Genomic DNA, 16156 nt, shown 5'->3' with positions numbered 1-16156 from the left:
CCGTGGCCGGTCACCGCGACAGGCTGGACTCCTCCGACGCGTCGTCGGTGGACCCGTCCCGCCCCTCCTGCGCGGCCCGCGCCTCGGCCTTCTTGGAGGCCATCAGGCTCGTCACGGTGGTGATCGCCAGGATGCCCACGATCACGAACAGCGAGGCCACCGTCGGGATCTCCGGGACGCTGGGCCAGGTCAGGTGGCCCCAGTGCAGGACCAGCTTGGCGCCGATGAAGAACAGGATCGCGGCGAGGCCGAAGGAGAGGTGCACCAGCTTGCTCAGCGCCGCCTCGAGGACGAAGTAGAGCGCCCGCAGGCCGAGCAGGGCGAAGGCGTTGGTGGCGAAGACGAGGTAGGGGTCGCCGGTGATGCCGTAGACGGCCGGCACCGAGTCGACCGCGAAGACGATGTCGGTGGCGAGCACGGCGATGGTGACCAGCGCGAACGGCGTCAGCGCCCGCTTGCCGTCGATGCGCCCGAGCATCTTGGGACCCTCGTAGTCCGTGGTGACCGGCATGAACCGGCGTACGAACCTGACGCTCTTGATCTGGTCGACGTCCATCTCGTGCTCCTCGTCGCTCAGGGCGTCCTTGAGGAGCTTGAGGCCGGTGAGCAGGAGGATCGCGCCGAAGACGAGGAAGGCGGCGTCGAAGCTGTTGAGCGCGGCGGCGCCGAGCGCGATGAAGATGCCGCGCAGCACCAGGGCGCCGATGATGCCGTAGAGCAGCACCCGCTGCTGCAGCTCCTTGGGCACTGCGAAGGCGGTCAGCAGCAGCATGAAGACGAACAGGTTGTCGACGCTCAGCGACTTCTCGACGAGGTAGCCGGTGAGGTACTCCACCCCGGTGCCCTGGCCGTACTGCGACCAGATCCAGGCGCCGAAGGTGAGCGGCAGCGCGACGTAGAACACCGACCACCCGACCGCCTCCTTCATGGACACGGCGTGGGGCTTGCGGGTGAGGACGAAGTCGAGCGCCAGCAGGGCGACGACGGCGCCGATGGTGGCGGCCCACAGCGTGGGCGTCCCGATGGTCTCGAGGCCGCCGGATGCGGCGGCGTGCGGGATCAGCACAGGAGGATCTCCTCAGGTCAGGTGTGACGGCCTGAGGTCTCCCCCACCCGACCGACTGCTGCCGGCGGGCTCGCGGCCGGAGGACCTGTGGTCCCGTACTGACCGAGCGCGACTTGGTGGGGTACTCCCCTCGACGGTGATCCTACCGGCCGACCGGGCACCCTGCCCGCGACGTGGTCGACCGCCGACCGGAGCTGCGACGTGATCCCGCCGACACGCCCCCGCTCGGCGTGGCCCGACCTATCTCATATCTGAGATAGCGTGCCGGGCGTGACTGAGGACTACCTGAAGCGCATCGGCAACCTGATCCGCGACGCCCGCAAGCACCGCGGCTGGACGCAGCAGCAGCTGGCGGAGGAGCTGGGCACCAGCCAAAGCGCCGTCAACCGCATCGAGCGCGGCCACCAGAACCTCTCGCTCGACATGCTCGCCCGCATCGGCGAGGCGCTCGACCAGCCCCTGATGAACCTCGGGCAGGGCCCCACCCACCTGCGGGTCCAGGGCCCCACCACGCTCCGCGGCTCCATCGAGGTCAAGACCTCCAAGAACGCCGGGGTCGCGCTGCTGTGCGCCGCGCTGCTCAACCGGGGCCGCACCACGCTGCGCCGCGTGGCGCGGATCGAGGAGGTCAACCGGCTGCTCGAGGTGCTCGACAGCCTCGGCGTGAGGACGCGCTGGCTCAACGCCGAGAACGACCTCGAGATCATCCCGCCCGCCAACCTCGACCTGGCCTCGATCGACGAGGTCGCGGCCCGGCGCACGCGCTCGATCATCATGTTCCTCGGCCCGCTGATGCACCGGATGAGCGACTTCGAGCTGCCGTACGCCGGCGGCTGCTCGCTCGGCACCCGCACCGTCGAGCCCCACATGACCGCGCTGCGGCCCTTCGGCCTGCAGGTCAAGGCGACCGAGGGCAGCTACCACGCCACCGTCTCCCCCGGCATCACCCCGCGGCGCCCGATCGTGCTCACCGAGCGCGGCGACACCGTCACCGAGAACGCCCTCATGGCCGCGGCGCTGTGCGACTCGACCACGGTCATCCGCAACGCCTCGTCCAACTACATGGTCCAGGACCTCTGCTTCTACCTGCAGAAGCTCGGCGTCGTCGTCGAGGGCATCGGCACCACCACGCTGACCGTCACCGGCTGCACCGAGATCGACGTGGACGTCGACTACTCCCCCAGCGAGGACCCGATCGAAGCGATGTCGCTGCTCGCCGCCGCCATCGTCACCGACTCCGAGATCACCGTGAAGCGGGTCCCGATCGAGTTCCTCGAGATCGAGCTGTCGGTGCTGGAGGAGATGGGGTTCCGCTACACCCTGTCCGAGGAGTACGTCGCGGCCAACGGCCGCACCCGCCTCGCCGACCTCACCACCCACCACTCCGTGCTGCACGCGCCGCTCGACAAGATCCACCCGATGCCGTTCCCGGGCCTCAACATCGACAACCTGCCGTTCTTCGCCGTGATCGCGGCCGTGGCGCAGGGCCAGACGATGCTGCACGACTGGGTCTACGAGAACCGCGCGATCTACCTCACCGAGCTCAACAAGCTCGGCGGCAAGGTCACCCTGATGGACCCCCACCGCGTGATGATCGAGGGACCGACCCGCTGGTCGGGCACCGAGGTCGTCTGTCCCCCGGCGCTGCGTCCGGCCGTGGTGATCCTGCTGGCCATGCTGGCGAGCAAGGGCACCTCGGTGCTGCGCTCGACGTACGTCATCCACCGTGGCTACGAGGGCCTCGCCGAGCGTCTCAACGAGCTCGGCGCCCAGATCGAGACCTTCCACGACCTGTAGGTCGCCCGGGCCGGTCGAGACCATCGCGCTGCGCGACCCGAACGACGATCAGTTCGCCCGCCCGACGACGTCGGACCGCCTGAGGTTCACCCCGTGATGGCCGAACTGATCGTTGTTCGGGCGCCGGTGCCACTCAGGTCCGTCGAGACCCCGGCGCGTCATACGACCTGGTCGTCCAAGCGACCACCTCGTCCGTCGCTCAGTGGGACGTCATACGAGCCGGCCGTCCAAGCGACCACCTCGTATGACGTCCCGGCCCTGGGAGCTCGGTGCTGCCGACCCGACTCCCTCAGGACTCCCGCCTCACAGCAGCCTCGATCAGGAACGATGACCCCATGTGGCACATCACGCATCGCCGCTCGGGCAGCGTCGCGGTGATGGTCCTCGCGTGCTTGGCGCTGGGTGCGTGCGGCAGCAAGCCCCGGTTCTCCGAGGCGGAGCTCACGGACATGACGCGGTGCGTCGGCGGCACGGTCTTCCCCGGCCGCCAGGCCGACCGCCACGCCAGCTACACGCGGGCCTGTGAGTCGGCGTACGGCAAGCTGCGGATCAGTGAGTTCGAGGATGACCAGGCGCGCGACGCCTACCTCGCCGGAGAGGTGATCAACCCCATCACGGGTCGCAAGGCCGACTACGCCTTCTTCGTGTACGGGAACGGGTGGGCCATCGCCTGCCGGAGCAGGACCAGCCAGGAGAAGGTGGCCGACGTCACCGGTGGCGAGGCTGCGCCCTCCTGAAGAGGCTCAGTGGCGGCGCGGCTGCTTCCGGTCACGCAGCCGCTGGACGGCAACCTGGATCTTGGCCTGGTTCTCCGGCTTCTGGGCCTCGTCGTAGACCTTCTTGGCGATCCCGATCATGGCGGCGGTGCGCATCAGCTTCATGCTGGGCCGGTACCCGACCGCAGCGCCTCCGATCCGATGCGGACCCGTGACGCGTCATACGTCCTCGTCGCCCGGACGACGACCTCGTACGACGCACCGCACCACCCCCACTACGCTCGCCCGGTGAGTGCCCACCTCGTCGCCAAGGACCTCGCCGGGGGCCACGCGCACCGCACGCTGTTCGAGCACCTCGACCTGACCGTGGCGCCGGGCGACGTCGTCGGCGTCGTGGGGGCCAACGGGGCCGGGAAGACCACGCTGCTGCGGATGCTGGCCGGTGACCTCGAGCCGCTCGGCGGCAGCCTCTCGACCGCCCCGGCCGACGCGTTCGTCGGCTGGCTGCCCCAGGAGCACGAGCGGGTGCCCGGCGAGACCGTCGCGGCCTACGTCGGCCGCCGCACCGGCGCCGCCCCCGCGACGGAGGCCATGGAGCGTGCCGCCGAGGCGCTGGGCGAGGGCACCCGCGAGGCCGAGGACGCCTACGCCCGGGCCCTGGACCACTGGCTGGCCAGCGGTGCCGCCGACCTCGACGAGCGGATCCCGCCCCTGCTGGCCGACCTCGGGCTCGAGGTGGGTCCGGAGGCGCTGATGACCTCGTTGTCCGGCGGCCAGGCTGCGCGGGCGGCGCTGGCGGCGCTGCTGCTGAGCCGGTTCGACCTGGTGCTGCTGGACGAGCCGACCAACGACCTCGACCTCGCCGGCCTGGAACGGCTCGAGGCGTTCGTGCACGGCCTGCGGTCGGGCGTGGTGCTCGTCTCCCACGACCGCGAGTTCCTCTCGCGGGTGGTGACGCGCGTGGTCGAGCTGGACCTCGCCCAGCACCAGGTCGCGGTGTACGACGGCGGCTACGACGCCTACCTGGAAGAGCGGGCCACCGCGCGACGTCACGCCCGCGAGGCCTACGAGGAGTTCGCCGACAAGAAGGCCGACCTCGTCGGGCGGGCCCGCACGCAGCGCGAGTGGAGCTCCCAGGGGGTGCGCAACGCGATCAAGAAGGCGCCCGACAACGACAAGATCCGTCGCAGGGCGAGTGTCGAGTCCTCGGAGAAGCAGGCGCAGAAGGTGCGCCAGATGGAGTCGCGGATCGCCCGCATGGAGGAGGTCGAGGAGCCGCGCAAGGAGTGGGTCCTGCAGTTCACCGTCGGCCGGGCGGCCCGCTCCAGCTCGGTCGTGGCCACCCTCGACGCGGCGACCGCCACCCTCGGGACCTTCACCCTCGGTCCGGTCTCGCTCCAGGTCGGCGCGGGGATGCGGATCGGCGTCACTGGCCCCAACGGCGCCGGCAAGACCACGCTGCTCCGGCTGCTGCTCGGTCGCCTGGAGCCCACGACCGGCCGCGCGAGCCTGGGCGCGTCGGTCGCGACCGGCGAGATCGACCAGGCCCGCACCGGCCTGGACGAGCTGCTCCCGCTGGGCGAGGCCTTCGAGGCGGTGCTGCCGCAGCTGCCGCCCGCCGAGGTCCGCACACTGCTCGCCAAGTTCGGCCTGAAGGCCGACCAGGTCACCAGCCCGGTCGGCCGCCTCTCCCCCGGCGAGCGCACCCGGGCGGCGATGGCGCTGCTGCAGGCCCGCGGCGTCAACCTGCTGGTGCTCGACGAGCCCACCAACCACCTCGACCTGCCGGCGATCGAGCAGCTCGAGCAGGCGCTGGAGTCCTACGAGGGGGCGATGCTGCTCGTCACCCACGACCGCCGGCTGCTCGACACGGTGCGGCTCGACGAGCGCTGGCACGTCGAGGCCGGTCGGGTCTCGGTCGGCTGAGTACGCCGGCGGATGTGCCGGCGGCGTTGCACGCGGCACGATGACCTGGTGCCCGCCCATACTTCCCCCGTGAGCCACCCCCTGCCGCCGCCCACGGGGTACCCCTACCTCGACGAGGGCCGGGCGGGCGGCGCCGTGATCGCGATGGCGCACCGCGGCGGCGTCGGCCACCCCGAGATCCCGGGGGCCGAGAATTCCCTCCACGCGTTCCGCCACGCCACCGCGCTGGGCTACACCTACCTCGAGACCGACGTGCACGCGACCAGCGACGGCACCCTGCTGGCCTTCCACGACGCCGTCCTCGACCGGGTCACCGACGGCACCGGCCGGCTCGACCGGCTGCGGGCCGACCAGGTCGCCCGGGCGCGCATCGGGGGCGAGCACGCCGTCCCCCGGATGGCCGAGCTCCTCGAGGAGCTGCCCGGTGCCCGCTTCAACATCGACCTCAAGTCCGCGGGTGCCGTCGGGCCCCTGGTCGAGCTGATCGAGCACACGGGCGCCCACGACCGCGTCTGCATCGGCTCCTTCGGCCAGCGCCGTCTCGACCGCTTCCGAGCGCTGACCCACGGCCGGGTCGCCACGTCGGCCTCCCCGGCCGAGGTGGCGGTCTTCGCGGGCACCGTCTCGGGTCGCCTGGCGCGGCTGCTCACCCGTGGCCGGGTGGCGGCGCTGCAGGTGCCCCACCGTCGCGGTCCGGTGCCGGTCGTCACCCGGGGGTTCGTACGCCGCGCGCACGCCGCCGGCGCCCAGGTGCACGTCTGGACCGTGGACGAGGCGCCCGAGATGGAGGAGCTGCTCGACCTCGGGGTCGACGGACTGATCACCGACCGCACCGACGTCTGTCGGGACGTGCTGCGGCGCCGAGGCGCCTGGAGGGACCCCGCATGAGCAGCCCCGCCCCGGTCGGCATCGCCGACCTCTCCCCGATCGACCGGCGCCGCCAGCAGCGGGCGTGGAACTGGTACGACTGGGCCAACTCGGCCTACTACACGACCGTGCTGAGCGTGCTCTTCGGTCCCTACATGATCACCGTGGCCGGCCGTGCCGCCGGCTGCACCGACGCCGACGAGACCTGCAGCCGCACCGTCAGCGTGCTCGGGCTGGACCTGGCCGCGGGATCGCTGCCGAGCTACCTGACCAGCTTCGCCACCATCGCCGGGGCCTTCGTGCTGCCGGTGGTGGGCGCGTGGGTGGACCGCTCGGCCCACAAGAAGCGTCACATGGCGTTCTTCGCCTGGGCCGGCGCCGCGTTCGCCTCGCTGCTGTTCTTCATGGAGGGCGACAACTGGCAGCTGGGCGCGGTGGCGGTCGTGGCGAGCAGCGTGCTCGCCGGCTGCGCCATGGTGAGCTACTACGCGATCCTGGTCGACATCTCCACCGAGGAGGAGCGCGACCACGTCTCCTCGCGCGGCTGGGCCTTCGGCTACCTCGGGGGCGGCGTGCTGCTGCTGCTCAACCTGGTGCTGGTGCTGCTGCCGGGCACCTTCGGCCTCGACACCGAGACCGCGGTGCGCCTCTCGCTGCTCTCCGCGGCGGTGTGGTGGGCCGGGTTCACGATCATCCCGTTCGTCCGGCTGCGCGACCACGCGCCGCTCGACGTGGTGCCGGTCGAGGGCGGGGTGCTGCGACGCAGCTTCGGCCAGCTCGTCGACACGTTCAAGGACATGCGCTCCTACCCGATGACGCTGACCTTCCTGCTGGCCTACGTCTTCTACAACGACGGCATCCAGACCGTCATCTACGCCGCGTCCACCTACGGCCAGAAGCAGCTCGGGTTCGAGACCTCGGTGCTGATCGCGACCATCCTGCTGATCCAGTTCGTCGCCTTCGGTGGAGCGCTGTTCTTCGGTCGGCTCGCCGCGCGCCACGGCGCCTACCGGCTGATCCTGTGGGGCACCTTCGCCTGGATGGCGATCGTGGTCGCGGCGCTGCTCCTGCCCGCGGGCAACATCGGCCTGTTCCTCGCGGTGGCGGTCGCGATCGGCGTGGTGATGGGCGGCACCCAAGCGCTGTCCCGCTCGTTCTTCAGCCTGCTCATCCCCCGGGGGCGCGAGGGCGCCTACTTCAGCCTCTACAACGCCGCGGAGCGGGGCACCTCGTGGTTCGGCACGCTGCTATTCGGCGTGGTGTTCCAGGTGACCGGGTCATACCGTCCCGCGATCCTCGCGCTGATCGTCTTCTTCGTGCTGGGAGCGTTCTTCCTGCTCCGCCTCGACCCGGCACGCGGGATCCGCGAGGCCGGCAACCGGGTGCCCAGCACCATCTGACCCGACCACCCGTCGCCCCCGGTGGCCTAGTCCATGGGGGCCAGATCGCGTGATCCGTGCCGCTACGGGGCCTGCGGATGGTGTGAAACCGGGACCGATGGGGAATGCTCGTCCAACGTCGTTCGTTGTGCCGGACGTGATGCCCCAGGCGTCCGAGCATCGAGGACCTCGGCCCATCCGGGCCTGACGCGCCGCCCAGCAGCGGTTGCGCGCCGTCCGAGCACAGATCGTCAGCCACCGCCGCGACCCGGCAGTGCACACCGTTGAAGGACACGTGGGAGAGCGCACGCTGCGAGGAGCCCGTCTGGGCGGCCAGAGCTTCGAGGACGAGCGCGGCATCGAGTTCGCCGCCCGGCAGCAGGTGGGCTACCTCTGCTCGCAGGGCCACGACTTCGAGATCACGATGTCCGTCGAGGCCGACATCCCGGCACTGTGGGAGTGCCCGCGCTGCGGCGCCGAGGCCCGCGCCACCTCCGGCATCGAGCCCGAGGTCAAGGCCGAGAAGCCCGCCCGCACCCACTGGGACATGCTGCTCGAGCGCCGCTCCGAGAAGGAGCTCGAGGACATCCTGGCCGAGCGGATCGACCTGCTCCGCGGTGGTCAGATCGGTCCGGCACACCTGCACCGGCCCAACGCCCGCAAGAAGCGCGCCGCCAAGGCCTGAGGACCGGCGTGGGATCCCTCCGGGATCCGCGCTCAGTCCACGACCTCGCCCCGGACCACGTCACCTGGTCCGGGGCGTCGTCGTGTCCGGGGGTCGTCGGCCGACCCCGTCCCCGCGGAGCCCGGCCGCGTGCCGGAGCCGGTGCCCGCACCCGTGCCGAAGCCGGCCCCGAACCCGAAGCCGGCGCCGCCACCGGCGAGCCCGGGGCCACCCGAGGCCACCAGCCGTCGGCTGATGGCGCCGGCGAGCACGGTGCGTCCCAGCGGACGGGTGACGGGGAGGATCATCAGGATCCCCAGCACGTCGGAGACGAACCCCGGAGTCAGCATCAGGGTGCCGCCCACCAGGATCAGGATGCCGTCGGCCAGCTCGCGGTGCGGCATCCGACCGGCGGACAGCGCGTCGCGGAAGGCGCGCATCGTGCGGGCGCCCTCGCGCTTGACCAGCCAGGAGCCGACCACGCCGCTCAGCACCAGCAGACCCAGGGTCCACCAGGCCCCGATGACCTGGCCCACCTGGATGATCGTCCAGATCTCCACCAGCGGCACCACGACGAAGGCCACCCCCAGCAGCCACCAGGGGAAGCGGCGTCGACGGGCCGGGGGCGTGGGGGCGCTCATGACCCTCCTAACGTGCGGTCCCCCGGCGCTGTTCCGCGCGTGCCCGTAGGCGGCGTACGCCGGCGCGGAGCTGTCGGCCGCGCTCCTCCAGGCCCCAGGTCGTGATGCGACGCAGCGACTCGGCCGCGACCGCACCGCTCATCTTCGACTCGCCCCGCACCCGCTCCACGAACTCGATCGGGACCTCGCGCACTCGCAGGCCCGCCCGCAGCGTGCGGTGGGCCAGGTCGGTCTGGAAGACGTAGCCCAGCGAGGCGGTCTCCTCCAGGCGGATCCGCTCGAGCGTCGAGCGGCGGAACAACCGGAAGCCGGCGGTCGCGTCGCGCACCTCGATGCCGAGCAGGGTGCGGGTGTAGAGGTTGCCGCCGCGCGAGAGCAGCTCGCGGTGACGCGGCCAGTTGACGATCGACCCGCCCGGCACCCACCGCGACCCGATCACGAGGTCGGCGCCCGGCAGCGCCTCCAGCAGGCGCCCGAGCTGCTCGGGCTGGTGCGAGCCGTCGGCGTCCATCTCGCCGACCACGTCGTAGCCGCGCTCCAGGGCCACCCGGAACCCGTGGAGGTAGGCCGCACCCAGGCCCTGCTTCTCGGTGCGGTGCAGCACGCTCACGGCGGCGTCCGCGGCGGCGTACTCCTCGGCGAGCCGGCCGGTGCCGTCGGGTGAGCCGTCGTCGACGACGAGCACGTCGACGCCGGGCTGCGCGGCCCGGAGCCGCTGCAGCAGCGGCACGATGTTGGCGGCCTCGTCGTAGGTCGGCACGACCATGACGACCCGACCCCGGCCGAGGGGGGCGGGGCGGTCGTCACGGGGTGCTGCGCTCACCGGCCGAACCTATCGGCCGCCCGGCCGCCGCTGCAGGAGGGGCAGGACGGGGGGAACGACGAGGACCTTCGGACCGTCCGCGCGCTGACCGGGTGCCAGCGTCACGAGCGTTGTCTACTGGTCGACTCGCTCCCCCCGCGTCCTCCCGTCCACCACCACGCCGGTCGACCCGCCATGTGCAGCCTCCGGCCCATCTTGGCGAGATGGCCCTCGGATGCATCAGTCGCTCGTGTGGTGCGGACGTGCTGCCCGGAGAAACTTCGACGACCCTGCCGGGGGGCACCGTGCACTGTCAACCAGCGGCTGACCAGTCACAGAGCCTCGAAACCGCAGGTCAGGCAGCCGTACCCGGATACGACAGATCTCCACCGATTATTCGGTCGCTCCGGCGTGTCGGGATGGACACGCCGTGGCGGTCTAGACGTGAGGCCCGGGAGGCGGCGGCACGACCACCGTGCCGACCGCCGTGGTGGCCACCAGCGGCTCCACGAGCACGCGGGCCGCGGAGTCCCGCTCCGGCGTGGCCTCCCCGCGCGCGACGACCAGGAGCGTGAACTCGATGCGCCGCGACCGGCGGCCCACCCGGGTCACCCTGCCGCGGGCCTCCACGACGTCACCGGCGCGCACCGGGCTGCGGAACTGGACGTCGTCGTAGGAGGCGAAGAGGCCCTCGTCGCCATCGGTGTGGATGCACAGCTCGGTCGCGACGTCGCCGAACAGCCCCAGGCCCCAGGCGCCGTCGACCAGCGCGCCGGCGTAGTGCGCCTCGGCGTGCGAGACGTAGCGGCGGTGCACCGCCTCGGTGCCCAGCCGCGGGTCCCGCTGGTCCCGCTGGTCCTGCGCGCCGGCGCTCACGAGGCCACCGCCGTCGGGACCAGGCGGTGCACCAGGAAGCTCGCGACCTCACCCGGGGTGGTGCCGCGCGAGAAGACGCGGTCGACCCCGAGCTCCGCGGCCATCTTCTCGTCGAAGCGCGGGCCCCCGACCACCAGCAGCGGCCGCCGGGCCGGCGGGAACGCCTCGCGGAAGGCCGCCGACATCTCGCGGGTGTTGAGCAGGTGGGCGTCGCGCTGGGTGACCACCTGGGAGACCAGCACCGCGTCGGCCCGTTCCTGCACCGCCCGCTCGACCAGCTGCGGGACCGAGACCTGCGCACCGAGGTTCACCACCTTGAGCTCGCGGTAGTACTCCAGGCCCTTCTCGCCGGCGAAGCCCTTGATGTTGAGGATCGCGTCGATCCCGACGGTGTGCGCGTCGGTCCCGATGCACGCCCCGACGACGGTCAGGCGACGGCGCAGACCGGCCTTGACCGCGGCGTTGACCTCCTTCGGGGTGAGCAGGTCGTAGTCGCGCTCGACCACCTCGACCTGGCTGGGGTCGACGAGGTGGTGGACCCGGCCGTAGACGACGAAGAAGGTGTACGCCGCTCCCATCGGCCGCGCGTGCACGACCAGCGCCGGGTCCATGCCCATCTTGTTGGCCAGCTGGGCCGCAGCCCCTTCGGCCACCTTGGAGTGCGGCATCGGCAGCGTGAAGGACAGCTGCACCATCCCGTCGCCGGTGGTGTCGCCGTACGGCCGCAGCAGCCGCTTCTCCTCGGTCGGGGCGACCGCACCGGTCGAGCCCGTCGAGACCATGTCGGTCATGCGTCCTCCTGGAGGATCTCGGTCGCCGGGTTGTGGTAGGCGTCGCTGTGCTCGGCCACGCCGTCCAGGCCGCGGCCGCCGTCCGGGGGCCGCTTCATCAGCCCGAAGGTGCCGTCGGCGATGGCGTCGAGCAGCCCCCGGTCGCGCTCGGCGATGCGGGTCAGCAGGTCGATGGACTCCCCCAGCACCGTCCGCGCCCGCTCGGCGATGACGCCGTCGGGGGCAGGGTGGAAGTCCTCGGCCAGCCGACCGGCGGCGTCCATGACGTAGCGGACGTTCTGCAGCGCGAGGTCGCGGTCGGAGAGCCACGGCGTCACCACCGCCTCGGTCATCATCCCGACGAGCAGGATGCCCTGCCCGGTCAGCGCCCCGGCGAGGTTGAAGAAGCCGTCCAGCAGGTAGCCGCGGAAGACGTCACCGGTCATGTGCCGGGTGGGCGGCATCCACTTCAGCGGCGCGTCGGGGAACAGCTCGCGCGCCAGCAGCGCGTGGGCGAGCTCGAGGCGGAACGAGTCCGGCACCTCGGGGTCGATCTCGAACGCGTGCCCCAGGCCGAGCTGCCAGTCCTCGAGGCCGGCCTCGTGGGCGAAGTACTCGTTGAGCAGCTGGCTGGTGGTGACGGTGTGCGCCGCCTCGACCGCGTCGGCGGTGGTGAGGTAGTTGTCCTCGCCGGTGTTGATGATGATGCCGGCGCGGGCGTGCACCTGCCGGCTGAAGCGCTGGTCCACGAAGGTGCGCACCGGATTGATGTCGCGGAAGAGGATGCCGTACATCGAGTCGTTCAGCATCATGTCGAGCCGCTCCAGGCCCGCCAGCGCCGCGATCTCGGGCATGCAGAGGCCGCTGGCGTAGTTGGTGAGCCTGATGTAGCGGCCCAGCTCGCGACCGGTCTCGTCGAGCGCCGCCCGCATCAGCCGGAAGTTCTCCTGCGTGGCGTAGGTGCCGGCGAACCCGTCGCGGGTCGCACCCTCGGGCACGTAGTCGAGCAGCGACTGGCCCGTGGAGCGGATCACCGCGATCACGTCGGCCCCCTCGCGGGCGGCCTGCTGCGCCTGCGGGATGTCCTCGTAGATGTCGCCGGTCGCGACGATCAGGTAGATCCAGGGCTGCCGGGGGGCGTCGCCGATCTCGCTGATCAGCCGCTCGCGCTCCGCCCGGCGTAGGTCGATCCGCGCGATGCCGCCGCCGACCGCGGCCCGGGCCCCCGACCGGGCGGTCCGCGCCGCGTCGCCGTCGGGCAGCCGGAACCGCACCGAGCCGGCCGCCGCCTTCTGGGCCAGGGTGAGCGGGTCCTCGGCCTCGCCCCGGGCCAGCGCGTCCCACACGGGGAGCGCGAGGCCGTGCGCCAGGTCGACGTCGGCGCGCACCGCGTCGGCCAGCAGGTTGACCCAGGGCACGCCGTCGGGGTCCGCGCCGCCCAGCCCGGCCAGGCGCAGCGTGGCCCGCTCCACCGACAGCGTGGTGTGGCGGCGGGCGAGGTCGACGATGGGGCCGCCCACCCGCGCCGCGAGGGCCCGCGCCTGCGCCACGGTCCGCGGGTCGAGGTCGAGCTTGGGCCGGTGGGTCGGGAGCGTGGTGGGGGCCATCAGAACCGCCTCTCGAACAGGGCGCGCACCGCGGGGGTGCTGCGCACGATCTCCAGCGCCAGGTCGGCGTGACCGGGCACGTAGCCGTTGCCGACCAGCATGGTGACGTCGGCGGCCAGTCCCTCGGCTCCGAGCGCGGCCGCGCTGAACGACGTCGCCATCGAGAAGAACACCACCGTGCCGCCGGCGGCGGTGGCCAGGATCGCACCGCCCTCGCAGCCGGGCACGTCGACGCAGACGACGGTGACCTCGGCCGGGCCGCCGGCGGCGCTCACCGCGTCGCGCAGCGCGACCGGGTCGCGGGCGTCGCAGACCACCACCGCGTCGGCCAGGCCCTCGCCCACGCCGCCCTCGCGCAGCAGCGCGGCCTCGGCGTCGTGCGGCACGACGGCGACGACGCGGGAGGCGCCCGCACGACGGGCGGCCGCCAGGCACAGCGACCCGGACTTCCCGGCCCCACCGACCACGACGACCGTCGGGGCGTCGTACGTCGCGACGTGCCGCTCCACCAGCGCCGGGGCGCCGCAGACGTCCATCACCGACAGCGCCAGCTCGGGCGACAGGTCCTCGGGCAGCCGCGCGGCGATGCTGCGACCGAACAGCACGGCGTACCCGTCGGCGGGCACCTGCTCCCCCAGCCCGTCCCAGCCGGCCAGGTCGTCGGTCAGGACGAGCGGCGTCAGCGTCAGCGAGACCAGGGTGGCGACCCGGTCGCCGACGTGCAGCCCGAGCGGTGACCCCGCGGCGACCTCCTCGACGGTGCCCACGAGCATGCCGCCGGAGCCGGTGACGGGGTTGTGCATCTTGCCGCGGGTGCGGACGATCTCCAGCACCTCACGGCGTACGCCGTCCCCGTCGCCGCCGTGCTTCTCGTGCAGCTGGCGCAAGGACGCGGCGTCGAGGTTGAGCCGCTCGACCCGCACCCGCACCTCGTCGTGCCGCAGCACCGGGTCGGTGTCGAGCCGCGTGGCCGCCTGCGGCAGCACCCCGACCGGCTCGAGCACCCGGTGCAGCCCGGTCGGGTCGCCCGTCATCTGTCCCACTCCACACACCTTCCTGTCGCGCGCTAGGAAAACAGTAGATCTTACGGCGATGTGTTTGCGACACCGAAAGGATCGTGTCCATACTTCCTGGCATGAGCATCTCGACGTCGATCGCGAGCCTGGTCGAGCAGCAGACCGGTCAGCCCTACCCCTACCAGCGCGTGGAGCTCGTCGAGCCCGACTGGACGCGCTTCCCGGGCTGGAGGGACGTCACCCGGGCGGAGTGGGAGAGCGCGCAGTGGCAGCGCTCGCACTGCGTCAAGAACCTGCGCCAGCTGCGGACCCTGCTCGGCGACCTCGTGGACGAGCGGTTCTACGCCGACCTCGAGCGCGACCAGGCCGAGCGGGCGACGATGTCGATGCTCGTCCCGCCGCAGATGATGAACACGATGGCGCCGCACCTCGAGCCGGCCGGGCCCGGGTCGTTGACCGAGGCCTTCTACGCCGACCCGGTGCGGCACTACATGATCCCGGTGTTCTCCGACCGCCGCACGGACTGGCCCTCGCACCCCCACGCCAGCCGCGACTCGCTGCACGAGCACGACATGTGGGCCGTGGAGGGCCTGACCCACCGCTACCCCACCAAGGTGCTGGCCGAGCTGCTGCCCACCTGCCCGCAGTACTGCGGCCACTGCACCCGCATGGACCTCGTCGGCAACTCCACCCCGGCGGTCGAGAAGCTGAAGTTCCTCGGCAAGCCGGTCGACCGCCACGCCGAGATGCTCGACTACCTCCGGCGCACCCCGTCGGTGCGCGACGTGGTCGTCTCCGGCGGCGACGTCGCCAACATGCCGTGGGCGCGGCTCGAGGAGTTCCTCACCCAGGTCCTCGCGGTCGACAACGTCCGCGACATCCGGCTGGCCACCAAGGCGCTGATGGGCCTGCCCCAGCACTGGCTCCAGGACGACGTACGCCGGGGCATGGAGAGGGTCGCCACGCTGGCCCGCGCCCGCGGGGTGTCGCTGGCGATCCACACCCACGTCAACCACGCCAACTCGGTCACCCCGCTGGTCGCCGACGCGACGCGGGCGATGTTCGAGGCCGGCGTGCGCGACGTGCGCAACCAGGGCGTGCTGCTCGACGGCGTCAACGCCGACCCGCACGCGTTGCTCGACCTGTGCTTCCGGCTGCTCGACGGCGCGCAGATCCTGCCCTACTACTTCTACATGTGCGACATGATCCCGGCCTCGGAGCACTGGCGGGTCTCGGTCGCGGACGCGCAGCGGCTGCAGCACCACGTCATGGGCTACCTGCCCGGCTTCGCGACGCCGCGGATCGTGTGCGACGTGCCGTTCGTGGGCAAGCGCTGGGTCCACCAGGTCGCGTCCTACGACCAGGTCCGGGGCATCTCGGAGTGGACCAAGAACTACCGGACCTCGATCGAGGCCGAGGACCCCGAGGCACTGACCCGCACCTACTCCTACTTCGACCCGATCCACACCCTGCCCGCCGAGGGGCAGGCGTGGTGGACCCGCCAGGGGGCGTCGGTCTGAGGCGCACCGAGGCGGGTCGGTCGGCGGCGGGTCAGTCGGCCAGGAGCTGGCCGACCCGCTGCAGCCCCAGCCGGGCGTAGCCGGCCCACATCACGCGCAGCGCGAGCACGGCCGGACGCACCAGCGGGCTGCGCGGGTGCACCTGCCAGCTCCAGGTGACGCGGGTGCCGCCACCGGCCGCCTCGAACGCCCAGCGGCCCTCGACCCGGCGCGCGAGGAGTGCCAGCGGCCCGGTCAGGCCGCTGAGCTCGTAGTCGAAGTGGCCCGGCGCCTCGACGCCGACCAGCCGCTCGTGCATCCTGCTCCCGTCGGCGAGCACGATGGTGCGGGTCTGGCCCGGCTCGGCCCATTCCCCGACCTGGTCACGGACCTCGCGGATGCGTGGCAGGGCGACGTACCGGCGGTCGAACAGGCCCGGCAGCGGCGCGGGGAGGACGGTCGCGAAGGCGCGGGCGGGCGAGGTGGCGAAGGTCGCGCTCTGGGTGAAGGTCACGGGCGGCATGAGGCGA

At 72.1% G+C, this 16156-nt stretch carries 16 protein-coding genes; 7 read left to right on the top strand and 9 right to left on the bottom strand.

Features of this window, described 5'->3' with window-relative positions; genetic code table 11:
• Nucleotides 1–10 precede the first annotated feature (10 nt).
• Nucleotides 11–1066 (bottom strand): TerC family protein, encoded by a 1056-nt coding sequence (locus EDD33_RS07930; protein WP_246003429.1) that lies wholly within the window; start codon nucleotides 1064–1066, stop codon nucleotides 11–13.
• Between the two features lie 270 nt (nucleotides 1067–1336).
• On the opposite strand from EDD33_RS07930, the gene EDD33_RS07925 reads away from it, so the two are divergent.
• Together EDD33_RS07925 and EDD33_RS07920 are read left to right on the top strand one after the other, a co-directional pair.
• Nucleotides 1337–2863: a helix-turn-helix domain-containing protein gene (locus EDD33_RS07925; RefSeq protein ID WP_123393183.1), complete on the top strand. Its 1527-nt coding sequence runs from the start codon at nucleotides 1337–1339 to the stop codon at nucleotides 2861–2863.
• A 335-nt stretch (nucleotides 2864–3198) separates the two neighbouring features.
• A complete protein-coding gene (locus EDD33_RS07920; protein ID WP_123389892.1) occupies nucleotides 3199–3600 on the top strand; it encodes a hypothetical protein in 402 nt (133 codons plus the stop codon).
• Nucleotides 3601–3606: 6 nt separating this feature from the next.
• Here the strand turns inward: EDD33_RS07920 and EDD33_RS19910 are convergent, their stop codons facing one another.
• A complete protein-coding gene (locus tag EDD33_RS19910) occupies nucleotides 3607–3744 on the bottom strand; it encodes a hypothetical protein (RefSeq protein ID WP_170169727.1) in 138 nt (45 codons plus the stop codon).
• Between the two features lie 123 nt (nucleotides 3745–3867).
• Between EDD33_RS19910 and EDD33_RS07915 the strand changes: the two genes are divergently transcribed.
• The 4 genes from EDD33_RS07915 (at nucleotide 3868) to EDD33_RS07900 (ending at nucleotide 8436) form a co-directional block, all read left to right on the top strand.
• Nucleotides 3868–5505, top strand: coding sequence for an ABC-F family ATP-binding cassette domain-containing protein (locus tag EDD33_RS07915; protein ID WP_123389891.1), 1638 nt, complete (start codon nucleotides 3868–3870; stop codon nucleotides 5503–5505).
• A gap of 69 nt (nucleotides 5506–5574) precedes the next feature.
• Nucleotides 5575–6393 carry a glycerophosphodiester phosphodiesterase family protein gene (locus tag EDD33_RS07910; RefSeq protein WP_123389889.1) on the top strand — a complete coding sequence of 273 codons (819 nt, stop codon included), beginning with the start codon at nucleotides 5575–5577 and terminating at the stop codon, nucleotides 6391–6393.
• Nucleotides 6390–7772, top strand: a complete 1383-nt coding sequence (locus tag EDD33_RS07905) for an MFS transporter (protein WP_123389887.1) — start codon at nucleotides 6390–6392, stop codon at nucleotides 7770–7772. The genes EDD33_RS07910 and EDD33_RS07905 overlap by 4 nt, the downstream gene beginning before the upstream one ends.
• A 274-nt stretch (nucleotides 7773–8046) precedes the next feature.
• The gene (locus EDD33_RS07900) at nucleotides 8047–8436 is read left to right on the top strand and encodes an RNA polymerase-binding protein RbpA (protein WP_056539052.1); all 390 of its coding nucleotides are present in this window, start codon (nucleotides 8047–8049) and stop codon (nucleotides 8434–8436) included.
• A 32-nt stretch (nucleotides 8437–8468) separates the two neighbouring features.
• Here the strand turns inward: EDD33_RS07900 and EDD33_RS07895 are convergent, their stop codons facing one another.
• The 6 genes from EDD33_RS07895 to kdd all read right to left on the bottom strand — a co-directional run bounded on the left by EDD33_RS07895 (nucleotide 8469) and on the right by kdd (nucleotide 14145).
• The gene (locus EDD33_RS07895) at nucleotides 8469–9056 is read right to left on the bottom strand and encodes an FxsA family protein (RefSeq protein WP_211332459.1); all 588 of its coding nucleotides are present in this window, start codon (nucleotides 9054–9056) and stop codon (nucleotides 8469–8471) included.
• 7 nt (nucleotides 9057–9063) lie between these two features.
• Entirely contained in the window at nucleotides 9064–9822 is a 759-nt protein-coding gene (locus EDD33_RS07890) for a polyprenol monophosphomannose synthase (RefSeq protein ID WP_123389886.1), read from the bottom strand.
• A gap of 474 nt (nucleotides 9823–10296) precedes the next feature.
• The gene (gene kal, locus EDD33_RS07885) at nucleotides 10297–10734 is read right to left on the bottom strand and encodes a 3-aminobutyryl-CoA ammonia lyase (RefSeq protein WP_123389884.1); all 438 of its coding nucleotides are present in this window, start codon (nucleotides 10732–10734) and stop codon (nucleotides 10297–10299) included.
• On the bottom strand, nucleotides 10731–11525 hold the full coding sequence (gene kamE / locus EDD33_RS07880; RefSeq protein ID WP_246003427.1) for a lysine 5,6-aminomutase subunit beta: 795 nt from the start codon (nucleotides 11523–11525) through the stop codon (nucleotides 10731–10733). The genes kal and kamE overlap by 4 nt, the downstream gene beginning before the upstream one ends.
• Entirely contained in the window at nucleotides 11522–13111 is a 1590-nt protein-coding gene (gene kamD / locus EDD33_RS07875; protein ID WP_123389882.1) for a lysine 5,6-aminomutase subunit alpha, read from the bottom strand. Before kamD ends, kamE begins: the two co-directional genes overlap by 4 nt.
• The gene (kdd, locus tag EDD33_RS07870) at nucleotides 13111–14145 is read right to left on the bottom strand and encodes an L-erythro-3,5-diaminohexanoate dehydrogenase (protein ID WP_123389881.1); all 1035 of its coding nucleotides are present in this window, start codon (nucleotides 14143–14145) and stop codon (nucleotides 13111–13113) included. Before kdd ends, kamD begins: the two co-directional genes overlap by 1 nt.
• 101 nt (nucleotides 14146–14246) lie before the next feature.
• Here kdd and EDD33_RS07865 point away from each other — a divergent pair, with 101 nt between their 5' ends.
• Nucleotides 14247–15647, top strand: a complete 1401-nt coding sequence (locus EDD33_RS07865) for a KamA family radical SAM protein (RefSeq protein WP_123389880.1) — start codon at nucleotides 14247–14249, stop codon at nucleotides 15645–15647.
• Between the two features lie 31 nt (nucleotides 15648–15678).
• Here the strand turns inward: EDD33_RS07865 and EDD33_RS07860 are convergent, their stop codons facing one another.
• Entirely contained in the window at nucleotides 15679–16149 is a 471-nt protein-coding gene (locus tag EDD33_RS07860) for an SRPBCC family protein (RefSeq protein WP_123389878.1), read from the bottom strand.
• Between the last annotated feature and the right edge of the window lie 7 nt (nucleotides 16150–16156).

It is taken from the genome of Nocardioides aurantiacus, from assembly GCF_003752505.1.
GTDB classification, from domain to species: Bacteria; Actinomycetota; Actinomycetes; order Propionibacteriales; family Nocardioidaceae; genus Marmoricola; species Marmoricola aurantiacus.
This window is presented reverse-complemented; position numbering and strand designations above follow the sequence as displayed.